This is a genomic window from Segeticoccus sp. (assembly GCF_035708005.1).
In genome coordinates this window covers 22,406-39,153 of the sequence record NZ_DASSTI010000026.1, presented here as the reverse complement: position 1 = coordinate 39,153, position 16,748 = coordinate 22,406, and the positions used below count along the sequence as shown (strand labels likewise).

Sequence of the window (16,748 nt, the reverse complement as noted above, 5' to 3'; positions counted from 1 at the left end):
GCCAAGACCGCCAAGACCCGCGTGGGTCGCGGTGAGGGCTCCAAGGGCAAGACCGCCGGTCGTGGCACCAAGGGCTCCAAGGCCCGCTACCAGGTGCCCGAGCGGTTCGAGGGTGGCTCCATGCCGCTGCACATGCGGCTGCCGAAGCTGCGCGGCTTCAAGAACCCGTTCAAGGTGGAGTACCAGGTCGTCAACCTCGACCGCCTCTCCGCCCTCTACCCCCAGGGTGGTGACGTGACCGTCGCCGACCTCGTGGCCAAGGGTGCCGTCCGTGACGGCTACCCGGTCAAGGTGCTCGGCACCGGCGAGATCGACGTCAAGGTCGCCGTGACCGTCGACGCGGTCTCGGCCAGCGCCAAGGAGAAGATCGAGGCCGCCGGCGGCTCGGTCGCCTCGGCCTGACCACCCTGCACCACGACGTATGCCGCGGGCTCACGACTCGGTGAGCCCGCGGCATACGTGTCTGGCGCCTCGTGCGCCGCGGCACGGACCGCTCGCCGCGTGCAGCCGGCGCCCCTGCGTGCGGGCCACGCCCCTCGAAACGCCTGCCCGTACGGCGCTGCGAGACTCCCGGGGTATCGTTCTCGGGATTGCCTGACCGTTCCCGCGGGAGATCCCCGCGCCACCAGGAGGACCTGTGCTCACCGCCTTCACCCGCGCGTTCAAGACGCCGGACCTGCGCAGGAAGTTGCTGTTCACGCTCTTCATCATCGTGATCTTCCGGTTGGGCTCGCACGTGCCCGTCCCGGGCGTGAGCTACTCGGCCGTGCAGGCCTGCATCAAGAGCGCGCCGAAGAACTCCGGCGTGCTGGGCCTGGCAAACCTCTTCAGCGGCGGCGCGCTGCTCCAGCTGTCGATCTTTGCGCTCGGGATCATGCCGTACATCACGGCCAGCATCATCGTGCAGCTGCTCACCGTGGTCATCCCGCGGTTCGAGGCCCTCAAGAAGGAGGGCCAGCAGGGCCAGACCAAGATGACGCAGTACACGCGGTACCTCACCATCGGCCTGGCGGTGCTGCAGTCCTCGACGCTCATCACGTTCGCGCAGAACCCCTCGGCCCTGTTCGGTCCCGACTGCACCAAGATCCTGCCCAACGAGTCGATCCCGACCCTGGTCATCATGGTCCTCACCATGACCGCCGGCACCGGCGTCGTCATGTGGCTCGGTGAGCTCGTCACCGACAAGGGCATCGGCAACGGCATGTCGCTGCTGATCTTCACCTCCATCGCCAGCTCGTTCCCCGGCTCGCTGTGGGCGATCCAGCAGCAGGACGGCCGCTGGGACGTCTTCGTCGGCGTCATCCTGCTGGGCTTCCTCATCATTGCCCTCGTGGTCTTCGTCGAGCAGAGCCAGCGGCGGATCCCGGTCCAGTACGCCAAGCGGCAGGTGGGCCGCCAGATGTACGGCGGCACCTCGACCTACATCCCGCTCAAGGTCAACATGGCCGGCGTCATCCCCGTGATCTTCGCCTCCTCGCTGCTCGCACTGCCCTCGCTGGTGGCACAGTTCAACCGGTCGGCCACCGGTGACCAGGCCGGCTGGGTGACGTGGGTCGAGCAGCACCTCGTGCGGGGTGACCACCCGATCTACATGGCGACGTACATCGCGCTGATCCTGTTCTTCACGTTCTTCTACGTGTCGATCACGTTCAACCCGGTCGAGGTCGCCGACAACATGAAGCGCTACGGCGGCTTCATCCCAGGTATCCGCGCCGGGCGACCCACGGCCGAGTACCTCGACTACGTGCTCACCCGCATCACGGTCCCCGGGGCCATCTACCTCGGCCTCATCTCGCTGATCCCGCTCATCGCGCTGGTGCTCGTCAACGCCAACCAGAACTTCCCGTTCGGTGGCACCTCCATCCTCATCATCGTCGGTGTGGGGCTGGAAACCGTGAAGCAGATCGAGTCCCAGCTGCAGCAGCGTCACTACGAAGGGTTCCTCCGGTAAATGCGCCTCATCATCCTCGGCCCGCCCGGTGCCGGTAAGGGCACGCAGGCCGCGAAGATCGCCGCCGAGTTCGGCATCCCGGCCGTCTCGACGGGTGACATCTTCCGCGCCAACATCAAGAACGAGACCCCCCTGGGCCTGCAGGTCAAGGAGGTGCTCGCCTCCGGTGGCTACGTCACCGACGAGATCACCAACGCGATCGTGCGCGACCGCCTGTTCGAGGCCGACGCGGAGCAGGGCTTCCTGCTCGACGGGTACCCGCGCACCGCTGCCCAGGTCGACGCCCTCGACGCGATCCTCGCCGAGCACGACCACCGCCTCGAGGCCGTGCTCGAGCTCACCGTCGACGAGGACGCCGTGGTCCAGCGGCTGCTCAAGCGCGCCGAGGAGCAGGGGCGCGACGACGACACCGAGGAGGTCATCCGCGAGCGGCAGGCGATCTACCGTCGCGAGACGGCACCCCTGACGGAGGTCTACTCCGGCCGCGGCCTGCTGGTGCAGGTCGACGGCATGGGCACGGTGGACGAGGTGTTCGAGCGGATCAGCGCGGCGCTGCGAGGGGCTGCGTCGTCCTGATGTTCGGCAGGTCCCGACTCGACACCAAGACCCCCGACCAGCTCCTGCGGATGCGCAGGGCCGGCCTGGTGGTCGGCCAGACCCTCCAGCTCATGGCCCAGACGGTGCGTCCGGGCATGACCACCCGCCAGCTCGACGAGCTGGCGGAGGAGCACATCCGCGGCTGCGGCGCGACGCCGTCCTTCCTGGGTTACCACGGCTTCACCGGCAGCCTGTGCACCTCGGTCAACGAGGAGGTCGTGCACGGCATCCCCGGCGGTCGGGTGCTCGAGCAGGGCGACCTCATCTCGATCGACTGCGGTGCCATCGTGGACGGGTGGCACGGTGACGCCGCGCTGTCCCTGGTCGTCGGCGGGCGCGACGCCGCCCGGCCCGAGGACCTCGAGCTCATCGACGCCACCGAGGACTCGATGTGGGCCGGCATCGCAGCCCTGGCGGTGGGCGAGTCGCTGTACGCCGTCGGCGCCGCCGTCGAGGACAGCCTCGTCGAGGCGGGCGAGCGGTCGGGGCGCGAGTACGGCATCGTCGAGGACTACGTCGGCCACGGCATCGGCACCGAGATGCACCAGGACCCGCAGGTCCCCAACTACCGGGTGCGCGACCGCGGTCCCACCGTGCGGGTCGGCACCACCGTCGCGATCGAGCCGATGGTCACCCTCGGCTCCGCCGAGACCCACCTCCTGGAGGACGAGTGGACGGTGATCACGGCCGACGGCTCGCGCGCCGCGCACTGGGAGAACACCGTCGCCGTCACCGAGCACGGGCTGTGGGTGCTCACCGCGCTGGACGGGGGCGAGGAGCGGCTGTCCGCTCTCGGTGCGTCGTACGGGCCCTTGAGCTGACCACACCGTCAACCGTCACGGCTGACCGGATTTCGAGTTCAGCTTGACGTGAAGTATTCTTGTGTGTCGGTTCACGAGCATCTCGTCCTGACGCCGTCCCCGCGGCTGGTTGTGGTGGCGTCAGGGCTTCGTCACACGTGTGCCAGACGGAACGCACCAGGCTCGCCGGGTCCCCCGGTGGGTCGCCAACGGATTGTGGAGGACATGGCGAAGAAGGACGGCGTCATCGAGATCGAGGGCACGATCGTCGAGGCTCTGCCCAACGCGATGTTTCGCGTCGAGCTGAGCAACGGTCACAAGGTCCTCGCTCACATCTCGGGCAAGATGCGCCAGCACTACATCCGGATCCTCCCCGAGGACCGGGTCGTGGTCGAGCTGAGCCCGTACGACCTGTCCCGCGGTCGCATCGTCTTCCGCTACCGCTGAGGCCCCGAGCCCCGGTGCACCGGCCGGCCAGCACGCGCTGAACGGCCACGTTCCATTGCTCCCGATCCACCAGATCCTGGTATGACGTCCGCGTCCGAGCGCTCGCGCTCGCGCGGGGGCAGCCCAGGGCCCGATCCGAAGACAGCAGGCAGATGAAGGTTCAGCCGAGCGTCAAGAAGATCTGCGACAAGTGCAAGGTGATCCGCCGCAACGGGCGGGTCATGGTCATCTGCGAGAACCTGCGCCACAAGCAGCGTCAGGGCTGAGCAGGGACCACACGCGTCGCGGCTTCACGACCGAGAAGCACGCACCCGCACCACTGCAGCACCCGACCCCCCGCCCCGGCGGGGACGTCACCCCCGGCCGCGGAGGCCGGGGACCGCAGGGCACGGCCCCGCGGACCGGTGTTGCACCAGACCTCCGCACCGATCAGGAGAACACTTCCGATGGCACGTCTCGTCGGTGTCGACCTTCCGCGCGACAAGCGCGTCGAGGTGGCACTCACCTACATCTTCGGCGTCGGCCGCACCCGGGCCCTGGAGACCCTGACCGCGACCGGCGTCAGCGCGGACACGCGTGTGCGTGACCTGAACGACGACGATCTCGTCAAGCTGCGCGACCACATCGAGGGCAACTACCAGGTCGAGGGTGACCTGCGCCGCGAGGTGGCCGCCGACATCCGCCGCAAGGTGGAGATCGGCAGCTACGAGGGCCTGCGCCACCGCCGGGGACTGCCGGTCCGTGGCCAGCGCACCAAGACCAACGCGCGCACCCGCAAGGGCCCGAAGCGCACCGTCGCCGGCAAGAAGAAGGCCGGCAAGTAGGACCTACCTGCGGGGGCTCCGCCCCCGCACACCCCCCGGCTGCCCGCGTGGTCACGCAGGTGCGCGGATCGACATACTCGTCTAGCAGGAGAGAAACCAGCCAATGCCTCCGAAGAGCCGTCAGGCTGCGGGCGCCCGCAAGGTGCGCCGCAAGGAGAAGAAGAACGTCGCCCACGGGCAGGCTCACATCAAGAGCACGTTCAACAACACCATCGTCTCGATCACGGACCCCTCCGGTGCCGTGATCTCGTGGGCCTCGGCCGGCCAGGTCGGCTTCAAGGGCTCGCGCAAGTCCACGCCGTTCGCCGCGCAGATGGCCGCCGAGGCTGCCGCGCGACGTGCCATGGAGCACGGCATGCGCAAGGTCGATGTCTTCGTCAAGGGCCCGGGCTCCGGTCGGGAGACCGCGATCCGCTCGCTGACCGCCACCGGCCTTGAGGTCGGCGCCATCAGCGACGTCACCCCCACGCCACACAACGGCGTCCGCCCGCCCAAGCGTCGTCGCGTCTGATCCGCAGGACAAGGAGAATTTGAACCATGGCGCGTTACACCGGCGCTGACTGCAAGCGCTGCCGCCGAGAGAAGACCAAGCTGTACCTCAAGGGAGCCAAGTGCGACTCCCCGAAGTGCCCGATCGAGCTGCGCCCCTACCCCCCGGGCGAGCACGGTCGCGCGCGCACCAAGGACAGCGAGTACCTGCTGCAGATGCGCGAGAAGCAGAAGGCCACGCGCATCTACGGCATCCTGGAGAAGCAGTTCCGGGGCTACTACGAGGAGGCGCACCGCCGCTCCGGCAAGACGGGTGAGAACCTGCTGCGCATCCTGGAGAGTCGTCTGGACAACGTCGTCTACCGCGCCGGCTTCGCCGCCTCGCGCGACATGGCCCGCCAGCTGGTCCGTCACGGCCACTTTCTGGTGAACGGCCACAAGGTCGACATCCCCAGCTACCGCGTCTCCGAGAACGACATCATCGAGGTCCGCAAGAAGTCGGTCGAGATGACGCCGTTCATCGTCGCCCGCGAGACCCACGGTGAGCGTCAGGTCCCGGCGTGGCTCGAGGCCATCCCCAACCAGATGCGCATCCTCGTGCACTCCCTCCCGGCCCGCCAGGTCATCGACACGGCGATCCAGGAGCAGCTCATCGTCGAGTTCTACTCCAAGGTCTAGTCACAGCATTCCGGTATGCCGGGTGGTGCGCTTCCGCTGGGAGCCCGACCACCCGGCATACCGGCAGTGTTGGGCCCGCGGACAGATGCGGGTCCAACCGCCGAGGTCACTCCTCGGCAGTCACGAGGCGTCATATAGCGGTCGCCCGTGGAAAGGAAATCACCGTGCTGATTGCCCAGCGCCCCACCCTCTCCGAGGAGGTCGTCTCCGACGCCCGCTCCCGGTTCGTCATCGAGCCGCTCGAGCCCGGCTTCGGCTACACCCTCGGCAACTCCCTGCGTCGCACCCTGCTGTCCAGCATCCCCGGTGCGGCCGTCACCAGCATCCGCATCGACGGCGTGCTGCACGAGTTCTCCACGATCCCCGGGGTCAAGGAGGACGTCACCGAGATGATCCTCAACATCAAGGGTCTGGTCGTCTCGAGCGAGCACGACGAGCCGGTCGTCATGTACCTGCGCAAGCAGGGACCGGGCGCGGTCACCGCCGCCGACATCACCCCGCCGGCCGGCGTCGAGGTGCACAACCCCGACCTGCACATCGCCACCCTGAACGACAAGGGGAAGGTGGAGATGGAGCTCACGGTCGAGCGCGGCCGCGGCTACGTCTCCGCCTCGCAGAACAAGTCCGGTGACGCCGAGATCGGCCGCATCCCCGTGGACTCCATCTACTCCCCGGTGCTGGCCGTGACCTACAAGGTCGAGGCCACCCGGGTCGAGCAGCGCACCGACTTCGACAAGCTCATCGTCGACGTCGAGACCAAGAACTCGATGGCCCCGCGCGACGCGCTCGCCTCCGCCGGCAAGACGCTGGTCGAGCTGTTCGGCTTGGCCCGCGAGCTCAACGTCGAGGCCGAGGGCATCGACATGGGCCCGTCGCCGACCGACGCCGCCCTGGCCGCCGACCTGGCGCTGCCGATCGAGGACCTCGACCTGACCGTCCGCTCCTACAACTGCCTCAAGCGCGAGGGCATCCACACCGTGGGTGAGCTCGTCGGCCGTAGCGAGGCGGACCTGCTCGACATCCGCAACTTCGGTGCGAAGTCGATCGACGAGGTCAAGGCCAAGCTCGTCGACATGGGGCTGCAGCTCAAGGACAGCCCGCCCGGGTTCGACGCCAGCGCGATCGCGAACTACGACGAGTCCGACGACGAGGACGCCGACGTCGACGCGGCCTACGCCGAGGACGAGCAGTACTGACCCCACCCGTCCGACCCCCTGGGTTCGGGTGACCCGCCGCCGCGGCACGGACACCCGATCGCGGTTCGGGTCAGCAACCTAAGGAGAAACCATGCCCACCCCCACCAAGGGTCCCCGCCTCGGAGGCGGGCCGGCGCACGAGCGGCTCATCCTGAGCAATCTCGCGACGGCGCTGTTCGAGCACGACCAGATCACCACGACGGCGGCCAAGGCCAAGCGGTTGCGCCCGCTCGCCGAGCGCCTGGTCACCTTCGCCAAGCGCGGTGACCTCGCGGCCCGCCGCCGGGTCCTGACCGTCGTGCGGGACAAGGGTGTCGTGCACCGCCTGTTCACCGAGATCGCCCCGGACATGGCCGAGCGGCAGGGTGGCTACACGCGCATCACCAAGATCGGTCCGCGCAAGGGCGACAACGCTCCCATGGCGGTCATCGAGCTGGTGCGCGAGCCGTTGTCGCCGAAGCAGGCCACCGTGCGCGAGGCCGAGGCGGCCACGCGGCGCAGCGCGAAGGACGCCGCGGTCGTCGCCGAGTCCGAGTCCGCCGAATCGGCTGAGGCTCCCACCGAGGCGACCGAGTCCGCGGAGGCGACCGAGTCGGCCGAGGCCCCGCAGGAGCAGGTCGACTCCGCGTCGGCCGAGGCCGTCGAGCCGGCCGCTGCCGAGGCTCCCGCCGAGGACGTCGTGCCCTCCGAGGAGACGCCGACCACGGAAGCGGCCTCGTCGGAGAACGCCGAGGACTCCACGACCTCGGAGTCCTGACCCGGCGGACCGGCCGGCCGGTCCACCACGGTCTCACCCGTGCGAAGGGGCGTCCCACCAGCAGGTGGGGCGCCCCTTCGCCGTCCCGGGGGTCGCGGCGGTCGCGGCCCGGGTCAGCTGGCCGGAACGGTGCCGCCGCAGCGCCAGTAGACGCCGTCCTCCCGGGCGAGGAAGCCCTCGTCGACCAGGTAGCGCCGCAGCATCGCCACGTCAGGGTGGAACGCGCGCAGCCGGCTGTTGACCTCGGTCTCGGCGCAGCGCTCACCCGGGGCGAAGGCCTGCGCCACGTGGTCCAGCACCAGCAGCCGCTTGGTCAGCTTGCTCGGCATCGTGGGGATGCTGCCGTCCTCGGCGAGGAAGGTCCGCAGCACCGCCTCACGGTCCAGGTCCAGCAGGGCATCGGCGAGTCGTGCGCGCGACATGCACGCGACGCTAGCGGGCACCTGCCAGCGACGCGAGCGGTTTTCGGTCGACCGCGCCACCGGGCTAGGGTGCCGAGCGTGGCGCAGACGCAAGCCGGTCGGCAGGTGGACCCCTCGCTGCTGCGCATCCGGATCGACTTCGCCTACGACGGGACCGACTTCTCCGGCTGGGCCGCGCAACCGGCCCGCCGCACCGTCGAAGACGCCCTGTCGCCGGCGCTGACCACCGTGCTCCGGTCCCCGCAACCGGTCCGGCTGACCGTCGCCGGGCGCACCGACGCCGGGGTGCACGCCCGGGGCGCGGTCTGCCACGCCGACGTCGACCGCGCCGCGTGGGACCGTCTCCCCGGGCGCTCAGGACGACGGCCCGAGGCCGCGGCCGTCACCCGCCTCAACGGCGTGCTGCCCGCCGACGTCGTGGTCCGGGCGGCTCGCCCCGCCCCTCCCGGCTTCGACGCCCGGTTCTCGGCCACGTCACGGCGCTACACCTACCGCCTCTGCGACCGGCCCGACCGTGCCGACCCCACTCGCCGCCGCGACACGGTGACGGTCCGGCACCCCCTCGACGTCACCGCGATGCACGCCGCGGCGCAGCGGCTGCTTGGGCTCCAGGACTTCGCGGCGTTCTGCAAGAAGCGCGAGGGGGCGACCACGATCCGCACGCTGCTCGACTACTCCTGGCGGCGGGAGCCCGACGGCACCTGCGTCGGCACGGTGGTCGCCGACGCGTTCTGCCACTCGATGGTCCGCTCCCTGGTCGGGGCCGTCCTGCCGGTCGGAGAGGGGCGCAGGCCGGTGGACTGGCCGGCGGAAGTGCTCGCGGCCGCCCGGCGCGACCCTGCCGTGGTGGTCATGCCGCCGCAGGGCCTGTGCCTGGAGGAGGTGACCTACCCGCCCGACGCCGACCTGGAGCAACGGGCGGAGGAGGCACGCGCCATACGGACCCTGCCGCAGTGACCGGACCCGCGGCTCACAGCCAGCGGCGCACCTGCGCGCAGTAGGAGGTGTATGCCGACCCGAAGCGCTCCCGCAGGTAGTGCTCCTCCCGCTGGATCACCAGGTTCTGCATCGCAACGAGCACCCCGGGCAGGCCGAACAACGGCAGCGCGGACCGCTGCGCGAGGGCGCCCCCGGTGTAGACGAGGGTGAGCCCGAGGTAGATCGGGTTGCGGGAGAAGCGGTACGGGCCGTCGCGGACGATCGTGCTCACCTCGCCGTCGGGGTGGATGCTCGAGTCGTGCCCGAGGATGGTCCGGGCACCAGTGACCCCGAGCGCGAGTCCCGCTGCCACGAGAGCGAAGCCACCACTGCGCGTGGCGCGGCCGCCGGGCAGTCGGAGCGGGAGGGCCCGGCCGAGCAGCGACAGCGCGGCGAAGGGGACGGCATACAGCACCGGCGGTGGGACGTGCACGTCGGCGCCGGTGGTGGAGGCGTGGGGGGACATGGCTCCACCATGCTCCGCCTGCCCGCGAATGCGCCACCGCTCTGCCAGAGTGTGCCCATGCCTGCTCAGACGATCGAGGACCCCGGACTGCTCGCTCCGTTGACCACCGTGGAGGGGGTGCGCTGGAGCGCACAGGTGCGCGACGCAGCCACCGGGGAGGTGCTCGACGCGCTCACCCCCGCCACCGTCCTGACGACCGCGAGCGTCGGCAAGCTCTTCCTGCTGCTCGAGGTCGCCGAGCAGCTCGCGGACGGGCGGCTCGATCCCGATCTGGTCCTGGACGTCAGTGACGATGACCTGATCGCCGATTCCGGTCTCCTGCAACACTTCCGGAACCAGTCGCAGCGGGTCGCCGACCTTGCGCTGCTGGTCGGCGCGGTCAGCGACAACCTCGCCACGAACGTGCTGTTGCGGCACGTCGGGCTGGAGGCCACCACGGCGCAGGCCGAACGGCGCGGCTTCGCCGACACCCGGCTGCTCGACCAGGTGCGCGACGACCGGCCGGCCGACGACCCGCTGACCCTGTCCCGGGGGAGGGGCGACGAGCTGTGCGCGCTCGTCAGCGAGATCCACCAGCGGGCGGAGGCCGCGGATCCCGTTGCGGCACAGGTGCGCCGGTGGCTCGGCACGGACACCGACCTGTCCATGGTGGCGGCGGCGTTCGGCCTCGACCCGCTCGCGCACGTCGACCCGGACGAGGGGTTGGCGCTGTTCAACAAGACCGGCACGGAGCGGGGGGTGCGCATCGACGTCGGGGCCGCCTCGGGGCCGGCAGGTGCGCTGGCCTACGCGGTGCTCGGCAACTGGGACGCCGCTGCGCAGCCCGAGCTGCGCGGGCCGGTGCTCGCGGCCATGCGTCAGGTCGGCGGCCGGCTGCTCGCCCGCATCTGGGCCTCCTGAAGGGTCAGCGCACCGCCGAGTCCCAGCGCCACGGCTTCCCGCGGGTCTCCGGCGTGCGGCCCGTGGCGGTCAGCAGGTCTCGCCACGGGTCGTCCGTGCGGGTCGCCTCCGGGAAGATCCGGTCCAGCACCCGCGACACGACGCCGTCGTCGGGGCGGTAGTCCACTGCCTGGGCGGTGAGGATGTCGTGCGCGTGCAGGACCGTCTCGGCGGCCCCCATCGCGGCGAAGCCGACCCGGTCGGAGTCGCCGTAGTTGTGCCAGCCGATCCGGTCGGCCGGCGCCGTCGCCACCACGGCCACGAGCAGACCGCCCACCGCGTCAAGGCATTCGCAGATCGCCCGGGTGCCGCCGTCCTCCTCGGGCCAGAAGGTGAAGACCGGGCCGTCGGGCCGCGGCCGGACCGGCTCCACCAACGGTGTGTACCCCTTGGCGTGCCCGCGCTCGCCGGACAGCTGCATCGCGTAGCCGCCCAGGTCGTCGAGGATGTGCGCCGCCGTCTCGCGGCAGCTCCAGTCCAGGCCGGCCGCGGGCAGGTCCCAGGCGCCGTCGGAGATCTGCGCGAGGTGGTCGATGACGTCCTCCACGGTGTCGCGGACGTCGGCGGCGTGGATCGGCAAGGTCGGCGAGGTCTCGGTCGGCACCCGCGGGACGATAGCGAGCCGGGGTGCCCGGGTCGAGCCGTTATCCCCGACCGACGACCTCGATCCCCACCGACCGACGACCTCGATCCCCACCGACCGTCAGTGCCCAGTGGTGGGGCACCCGGGGTGGGGTGGGGCTTGGCGGGTGCGGTCGGCATACCGACTCAATGGGTATGACGGGCACGCACCTCGTGCGTCAGACTTGCCGGTCGTGGGTCACGTCGACGTCAACACGGTCAGCTACACGCTCGCGGACGGCCGTCCGCTGCTCAGCGAGGTCAGCCTGCGGGTGGGCGAGGGCGCCAAGGTGGCCCTCATCGGCCCGAACGGCACGGGCAAGACGACGCTGTCGAAGCTCATCGCCGGGGACCTCCCGGCCCAGGAAGGCGCGGTCACCCGCAGCGGCGGCCTCGGCATCATGCGGCAGTTCGTCGGGTCCGTGCGCGATGACTCGACCGTGCGGGACCTGTTGGTGTCCGTGGCGCCGCCGCGCGTCCGGCAGGGCGCGCAGGCCGTCGACGTCGCGGAGCTGGCGATGATGGAGGTCGATGACGAGCCGACCCAGCTGCGCTACGCGCAGGCGCTCGCGGACTGGGCCGACGTCGGCGGCTACGAGCAGGAGACGCTGTGGGACGTCTGCACCGTGGCGGCGCTGGGCGTGCCGTTCGAGAAGGCCCAGTGGCGTCAGGTGTCCACGCTGTCCGGCGGGGAGCAGAAGCGGCTGGTGCTGGAGGCGCTGCTGCGCGGGCCGGACGAGGTGCTGCTCCTCGACGAGCCGGACAACTACCTCGACGTGCCGGCCAAGCGGTGGCTCGAGGAGCAGCTCATCGCCTCGCCGAAGACGGTGCTGTTCATCAGCCACGACCGCGAGCTGCTGAACCAGGTGGCGACGCGGATCGCCACCCTCGAGCCGGGAGCGGCGGGCAGCACGCTGTGGGTGCACCCGGGTGGGTTCGCGAGCTACCACCAGGCACGGGCAGACCGGAACGCGCGGCTCGAGGAACTGCGCCGCCGCTGGGACGAGGAGCACGCCAAGCTCACGGCGCTGGTGCAGCTGTACAAGCAGAAGGCGGCCTACAACTCCGACATGGCCGCGCGTTACCAGGCGGCGCAGACCCGGCTCCGGCGCTTCGAGGACGCGGGGCCGCCCGAGGCCGTGGCCCGGGAGCAGAACGTGCGGATGCGGCTGACGGGCGGACGGACCGCCAAGCGGGCGGTGATCTGCTCCCGGCTCGAGCTCACCGGCCTCATGGAACCGTTCGACCTCGAGGTCTGGTACGGCGAGCGGGTCGCCGTCCTGGGGAGCAACGGGTCGGGCAAGTCGCACTTCCTCCGCCTGCTCGCAGCCGGCGGGAGCGACCCGGAGCCGGAGCACCGGCCGGTCGGGAACGTTCCCCCACTGGCTGACGCCGGCATGCCCTCGGGAGCTGCCCACAGACCGTCCCCTGTCGCCCACACCGGGGTGGCGCGGCTGGGGTCGCGGGTGCGGCCGGGGTGGTTCGCCCAGACGCACGAGCACCCCGCGCTGGGGGCGCCTCCCGCTGGCACGCTGGCTCCGGCCAGCGGGCGAATGGGTCGCACGCTGCTGGAGATCCTGCACCGCGGTGACGAGCACCGGCGGGGCCGGCCGCGCGACGAGGCGGCGCGGGCCCTGGACCGCTACGAGCTGGCGCGGGCCGGTGAGCAGACCTTCGAGTCGCTGTCGGGTGGTCAGCAGGCGCGGTTCCAGATCCTGTTGCTGGAGCTGTCCGGTGCGACGCTGCTGCTGCTCGACGAGCCGACCGACAACCTCGACCTGCATTCCGCCGAGGCGCTCGAGGAGGGGCTCGCGGCGTTCGAGGGGACCGTGCTGGCGGTCACCCACGACCGGTGGTTCGCGCGCGGGTTCGACCGGTTCCTCGTGTTCGGCGAGGACGGAGCGGTCTACGAGTCGGCCGAGCCGGTCTGGGACGAGGCTCGGGTCCGCCGGGCCCGTTGACCCGGGTTGTTGCTGAAGATTCGCGGTCCTCGCGAGCGGCGAGCCTTCAGCAACAAGCGCCCGGTCGGCTGAGGACTGCACTTTTCACGGCGGCGTGAGGAATGTCGACGCGACGGGTTCACCGCGCCGGTGGCGGGTCGACCGGCAGTGGACACGTGTAGACCACGACCCGCTTCGCCCCGGGCGCCCCCGCCCCGGCGCGGCGGTACCGCGCCAGCACCTCGCCGAGCTCGGCCTGCAGCGACACGAGCTGCTCGGCGCTGACCAGCACCGCGTGGTCGGCCAGACCGCACTCGTCCGCCCACGGCGCCGGCCACGCCGAGCGGCTCTCCAACCACCCGGCGGCCTGGCCGGCGAAGTGGTCCACGTAGTCCCGCTCCAGCCACGCCAGCGCCGCGGCGTCATCCTCGTCGAGCGGCTCGTCCGGCACGTCCGACGCGCCCTCGGACGCCGGCCGCTCGGGCACGGCCGTCCACACCCGCCGCCGGCCCGTTCCCGCGCCCGTGTCGGCCACCAGCCCGACCTCCTCGAGCCGCCGCAGGTGGTAGCTCGTCGCGCCCGTGTTGGTGCCGAGCGCCTCCGCCAGCTCGGTCGCCGTCGCGTCGCCGTGCACGCGCAGCTGCCCGAGCAGCCGGGACCGCAGCGGGTGGGCCAGCGCGTGCAGGGCGGGCCGGTCCAAGCGTGTGGGCGCGCCAGAGCGGGGGCGGGAGGGGACGGTCGAGCGGCGGCTGCGGGTCGGCATACCTGCACACTATCTGTGCACACAACTTGTGCACCACAACGCTGTATGCCGGACACGCGCTTGAATCTCCTTGTCCCGCAACGCTTCGGCCCAGATTTGGAGGGTCGCTCGGGACGCCCGTAAACTTGACGGAGTTGTGCGAGACGCGGCCGGGGGTCGCGCCACGACCACCGCGGCACCCGACGGGACGCGGAGGGTGCACCGCAGAACCGCTGTTCCTGCCAGTACACGAGAGAACGAGGGCTACGACCGTGCGTACGTACACCCCGAAGCCGGGCGACATCACGCGCGCCTGGCACATCATCGACGCCACTGACGTCGTGCTCGGCCGGCTCGCGAGCCAGACCGCGCAGTTGCTGCGCGGCAAGCACAAGCCGACCTTCGCGCCGCACGTCGACACCGGCGACTTCGTCATCATCATCAACGCCGACAAGGTCGCGCTGACCGGTGCCAAGCTCGAGCAGAAGAAGGCCTACCGCCACTCCGGGTTCCCGGGTGGGCTGAAGTCGCAGTCCTACGAGGAGCTGCTCGCCAAGAACCCGACGAAGGCCGTCGAGAAGGCCGTGCGCGGGATGCTTCCGAAGAACTCCCTGGGCCGTCAGCAGCTGAGCAAGCTGAAGGTCTACGCCGGAGACACCCACCCGCACCAGGCGCAGAAGCCGGTGCACTACGAGATCTCACAGGTCGCGCAGTAAGTCCGCCAGGACCTCTCGCGATAGGAAACGAGGAGAACCGTGGCTGACACCACCAACGAGCAGGCCGGCGCCCCCGAGGCGGAGGAGCAGGTGCCCAGCACCTACACGACCGAGTCCGAGACCCCGGTCGTCGCGGGCGAGGAGCGCCGTCCGAGCGCGTCCGTCCCCGGCGCCGCGACCGGTCGCCGCAAGCAGGCCATCGCCCGCGTCCGCATCGTGCCGGGCACCGGCACCTGGAAGATCAACGGTCGCACCCTGGAGGAGTACTTCCCCAACAAGGTGCACCAGCAGATCGTCTCCGAGCCGCTGAAGGCCCTGGAGCTCGACGGCGCGTATGACGTGCTCGCGCGCGTGCACGGCGGCGGCGCCTCCGGCCAGGCCGGCGCGATGCGCCTCGGCGTGGCCCGGGCGCTCAACGAGGCCGACGCCGAGCTCAACCGCCCGGTCCTGAAGAAGGCCGGCTTCCTCACCCGCGACGCGCGGGTGCCGGAGCGCAAGAAGGCGGGTCTGAAGAAGGCGCGCAAGGCTCCGCAGTACAGCAAGCGCTGACGAAGAGCCGAGCGCAGCGAGGTTCGAGGAAGCGCGAGATGGTTCAGCGCTGACGAAGAGTCAGGCTGCGCATGACAAGCACGAGTGGTGGCGGTCCCGAGTCGCTCGGGGCCGCCACTGCCGTCTGGGAGTAAGTTGTGCCGCGGGTCGTGGCTGTGAGAATCCCGGCTCGGCCCCGGACCGAAGACGTGGAGAGGGAGACTTGTGGCCCGACTCTTTGGGACCGACGGTGTGCGTGGAGTCGCGAACCGGGACATCACCGCCGAATTGGCGCTGGACCTGTCCGTGGCCGCGGCTCACGTGCTGGCCGAGCAGGGGGCCTTCGAGGGGCACCGGCCCCGGGCCATCGTGGGCCGTGACCCGCGTGCTTCGGGGGAGTTCCTGGGGGCGGCCACCGTCGCCGGGCTGGCCTCCGCGGGGGTGGACGTCCTCGACGCGGGCGTGCTGCCGACGCCGGCGATCGCCTTCCTCGTGGCCGACATGGGCACTGACCTCGGGGCGATGCTCTCGGCGTCGCACAACCCGATGCCGGACAACGGCATCAAGTTCTTCGCGCGCGGCGGCCACAAGCTGCCGGACGCCATCGAGGACGCGATCGAGGCACGGATGGGCGAGGGGTGGAACCGCCCCACCGGCACGAGGGTCGGGCGCGTGCTGCCGCTGGCCGACGGCGCCGACCGCTACGTCGAGCACCTGGTGAGTGCGCTGCCGCACCGGCTCGACGGACTGCACGTGGTCTTCGACGGTGCCCACGGTGCCGCGTCGGTCGTCGGCCCCCGGGCGCTCACCGAGGCCGGGGCCCGCGTGACGGAGATCGGCTGTGAGCCGGACGGCTGCAACATCAACGAGGGCTACGGCTCCACGCACCTGGAGAACCTGCAGCGGGCGGTCGTCGAGCACGGCGCCGACTTCGGCTTCGCCGTCGACGGCGACGCAGACCGCTGCCTCGCCGTGGACGGCGCGGGGCGCGTCGTGGACGGTGACCAGATCATGGCGGTGCTGGCGCTGTCGATGCGCGAGCACCACGCGCTCGCCGACGCCACCCTGGTCGCGACGGTGATGAGCAACCTCGGGATGCTGCAGGCGATGGAGCGCGAGGGCATCGTCGTGCGGCAGACTGCCGTGGGCGACCGCTACGTCCTCGAAGGCATGCGCAAGGGCGGCTACTCCCTCGGCGGCGAGCAGTCCGGCCACGTGATCATGCTCGAGCACGGCACCACCGGCGACGGGCTCCTCACCGGGCTGATGCTGGCCTCGCGCGTGGCCGAGTCGGGCCGGTCGCTGGAGGACCTCGCGTCGGTCATGGTCCGGCTGCCGCAGGTCATGATCAACGTCTCCGGCGTCGACAAGCTGCGGGTCGATGAGGACCCCGAGGTCCAGGGCGCCGTGCGCGAGGCGGAGGAGGACCTCGGCGACCACGGGCGGGTCCTCTTGCGCAAGTCCGGCACCGAGCCACTCGTCCGCGTCATGGTCGAGGCCGACGACGCCGGCCGCGCGCAGGCCGTCGCCGAGCACCTCGCGGGCGTGGTCCGGGTCCACCTGTCCCTGGAGAACCAGCCGCTCGACGTCTGAGACACCAGGCGGTATGCCGTCCCCTCGCCGGGGGCGGGACGGCGCGAAACCTCTTGACTCCCGC

Annotated in this window: 21 protein-coding genes; 17 read left to right on the top strand and 4 right to left on the bottom strand. The window is 70.9% G+C overall.

Going from position 1 to position 16,748, the window contains the following annotated elements; translation table 11 throughout:
* From rplO to rplQ, 11 genes are all read left to right on the top strand, one after another.
* Positions 1-402 (top strand): 50S ribosomal protein L15 (rplO, locus tag VFL99_RS02905; RefSeq protein ID WP_325104822.1); only part of this gene is annotated, 402 nt, incomplete at its 5' end.
* Between the two features lie 235 nt (positions 403-637).
* Complete coding sequence (secY, locus tag VFL99_RS02900) at positions 638-1,951, top strand: preprotein translocase subunit SecY (protein WP_325104821.1); 1,314 nt, start codon at positions 638-640, stop codon at positions 1,949-1,951.
* Entirely contained in the window at positions 1,952-2,527 is a 576-nt protein-coding gene (locus tag VFL99_RS02895) for an adenylate kinase (protein WP_325104820.1), read from the top strand.
* Positions 2,527-3,369: a type I methionyl aminopeptidase gene (gene map, locus VFL99_RS02890; RefSeq protein WP_325104819.1), complete on the top strand. Its 843-nt coding sequence runs from the start codon at positions 2,527-2,529 to the stop codon at positions 3,367-3,369. Before VFL99_RS02895 ends, map begins: the two co-directional genes overlap by 1 nt.
* Positions 3,370-3,573: 204 nt before the next feature.
* On the top strand, positions 3,574-3,795 hold the full coding sequence (gene infA, locus VFL99_RS02885) for a translation initiation factor IF-1 (protein WP_006502877.1): 222 nt from the start codon (positions 3,574-3,576) through the stop codon (positions 3,793-3,795).
* 152 nt (positions 3,796-3,947) lie between these two features.
* Complete coding sequence (rpmJ, locus tag VFL99_RS02880; RefSeq protein ID WP_006592630.1) at positions 3,948-4,061, top strand: 50S ribosomal protein L36; 114 nt, start codon at positions 3,948-3,950, stop codon at positions 4,059-4,061.
* Between the two features lie 180 nt (positions 4,062-4,241).
* On the top strand, positions 4,242-4,619 hold the full coding sequence (gene rpsM, locus VFL99_RS02875) for a 30S ribosomal protein S13 (RefSeq protein WP_325104818.1): 378 nt from the start codon (positions 4,242-4,244) through the stop codon (positions 4,617-4,619).
* A 103-nt stretch (positions 4,620-4,722) separates the two neighbouring features.
* Positions 4,723-5,130, top strand: a complete 408-nt coding sequence (rpsK, locus tag VFL99_RS02870) for a 30S ribosomal protein S11 (protein WP_325104817.1) — start codon at positions 4,723-4,725, stop codon at positions 5,128-5,130.
* 26 nt (positions 5,131-5,156) lie between these two features.
* The gene (rpsD, locus tag VFL99_RS02865) at positions 5,157-5,786 is read left to right on the top strand and encodes a 30S ribosomal protein S4 (protein WP_325104816.1); all 630 of its coding nucleotides are present in this window, start codon (positions 5,157-5,159) and stop codon (positions 5,784-5,786) included.
* Positions 5,787-5,950: 164 nt separating this feature from the next.
* Positions 5,951-6,982 carry a DNA-directed RNA polymerase subunit alpha gene (locus VFL99_RS02860; RefSeq protein ID WP_325104815.1) on the top strand — a complete coding sequence of 344 codons (1,032 nt, stop codon included), beginning with the start codon at positions 5,951-5,953 and terminating at the stop codon, positions 6,980-6,982.
* Between the two features lie 91 nt (positions 6,983-7,073).
* Positions 7,074-7,739: a 50S ribosomal protein L17 gene (rplQ, locus tag VFL99_RS02855; RefSeq protein WP_325104814.1), complete on the top strand. Its 666-nt coding sequence runs from the start codon at positions 7,074-7,076 to the stop codon at positions 7,737-7,739.
* Positions 7,740-7,852: 113 nt separating this feature from the next.
* On the opposite strand, the gene VFL99_RS02850 is transcribed toward rplQ, so the two are convergent.
* Positions 7,853-8,161, bottom strand: coding sequence for a DUF2087 domain-containing protein (locus VFL99_RS02850; protein WP_325104813.1), 309 nt, complete (start codon positions 8,159-8,161; stop codon positions 7,853-7,855).
* Between the two features lie 120 nt (positions 8,162-8,281).
* Here VFL99_RS02850 and truA point away from each other — a divergent pair, with 120 nt between their 5' ends.
* On the top strand, positions 8,282-9,118 hold the full coding sequence (gene truA, locus VFL99_RS02845) for a tRNA pseudouridine(38-40) synthase TruA (protein ID WP_325104824.1): 837 nt from the start codon (positions 8,282-8,284) through the stop codon (positions 9,116-9,118).
* A gap of 13 nt (positions 9,119-9,131) precedes the next feature.
* Here truA and VFL99_RS02840 read toward each other — a convergent pair whose 3' ends face one another.
* Complete coding sequence (locus VFL99_RS02840) at positions 9,132-9,605, bottom strand: methyltransferase family protein (protein WP_325104812.1); 474 nt, start codon at positions 9,603-9,605, stop codon at positions 9,132-9,134.
* Between the two features lie 57 nt (positions 9,606-9,662).
* Here VFL99_RS02840 and VFL99_RS02835 point away from each other — a divergent pair, with 57 nt between their 5' ends.
* The gene (locus VFL99_RS02835) at positions 9,663-10,505 is read left to right on the top strand and encodes a serine hydrolase (protein WP_325104811.1); all 843 of its coding nucleotides are present in this window, start codon (positions 9,663-9,665) and stop codon (positions 10,503-10,505) included.
* Between the two features lie 4 nt (positions 10,506-10,509).
* On the opposite strand, the gene VFL99_RS02830 is transcribed toward VFL99_RS02835, so the two are convergent.
* Positions 10,510-11,148, bottom strand: a complete 639-nt coding sequence (locus VFL99_RS02830) for a maleylpyruvate isomerase N-terminal domain-containing protein (RefSeq protein ID WP_325104810.1) — start codon at positions 11,146-11,148, stop codon at positions 10,510-10,512.
* A 211-nt stretch (positions 11,149-11,359) separates the two neighbouring features.
* Here VFL99_RS02830 and VFL99_RS02825 point away from each other — a divergent pair, with 211 nt between their 5' ends.
* On the top strand, positions 11,360-13,126 hold the full coding sequence (locus VFL99_RS02825; RefSeq protein WP_325104809.1) for an ABC-F family ATP-binding cassette domain-containing protein: 1,767 nt from the start codon (positions 11,360-11,362) through the stop codon (positions 13,124-13,126).
* A 118-nt stretch (positions 13,127-13,244) separates the two neighbouring features.
* Here VFL99_RS02825 and VFL99_RS02820 read toward each other — a convergent pair whose 3' ends face one another.
* Complete coding sequence (locus VFL99_RS02820) at positions 13,245-13,868, bottom strand: helix-turn-helix domain-containing protein (protein WP_325104808.1); 624 nt, start codon at positions 13,866-13,868, stop codon at positions 13,245-13,247.
* Positions 13,869-14,119: 251 nt separating this feature from the next.
* Here VFL99_RS02820 and rplM point away from each other — a divergent pair, with 251 nt between their 5' ends.
* From rplM to glmM, 3 genes are all read left to right on the top strand, one after another.
* Entirely contained in the window at positions 14,120-14,563 is a 444-nt protein-coding gene (gene rplM / locus VFL99_RS02815; protein ID WP_325104807.1) for a 50S ribosomal protein L13, read from the top strand.
* Between the two features lie 39 nt (positions 14,564-14,602).
* On the top strand, positions 14,603-15,112 hold the full coding sequence (gene rpsI, locus VFL99_RS02810) for a 30S ribosomal protein S9 (protein ID WP_325104806.1): 510 nt from the start codon (positions 14,603-14,605) through the stop codon (positions 15,110-15,112).
* A 204-nt stretch (positions 15,113-15,316) separates the two neighbouring features.
* Positions 15,317-16,684 (top strand): phosphoglucosamine mutase, encoded by a 1,368-nt coding sequence (gene glmM / locus VFL99_RS02805; protein WP_325104805.1) that lies wholly within the window; start codon positions 15,317-15,319, stop codon positions 16,682-16,684.
* Positions 16,685-16,748: the final 64 nt, after the last annotated feature.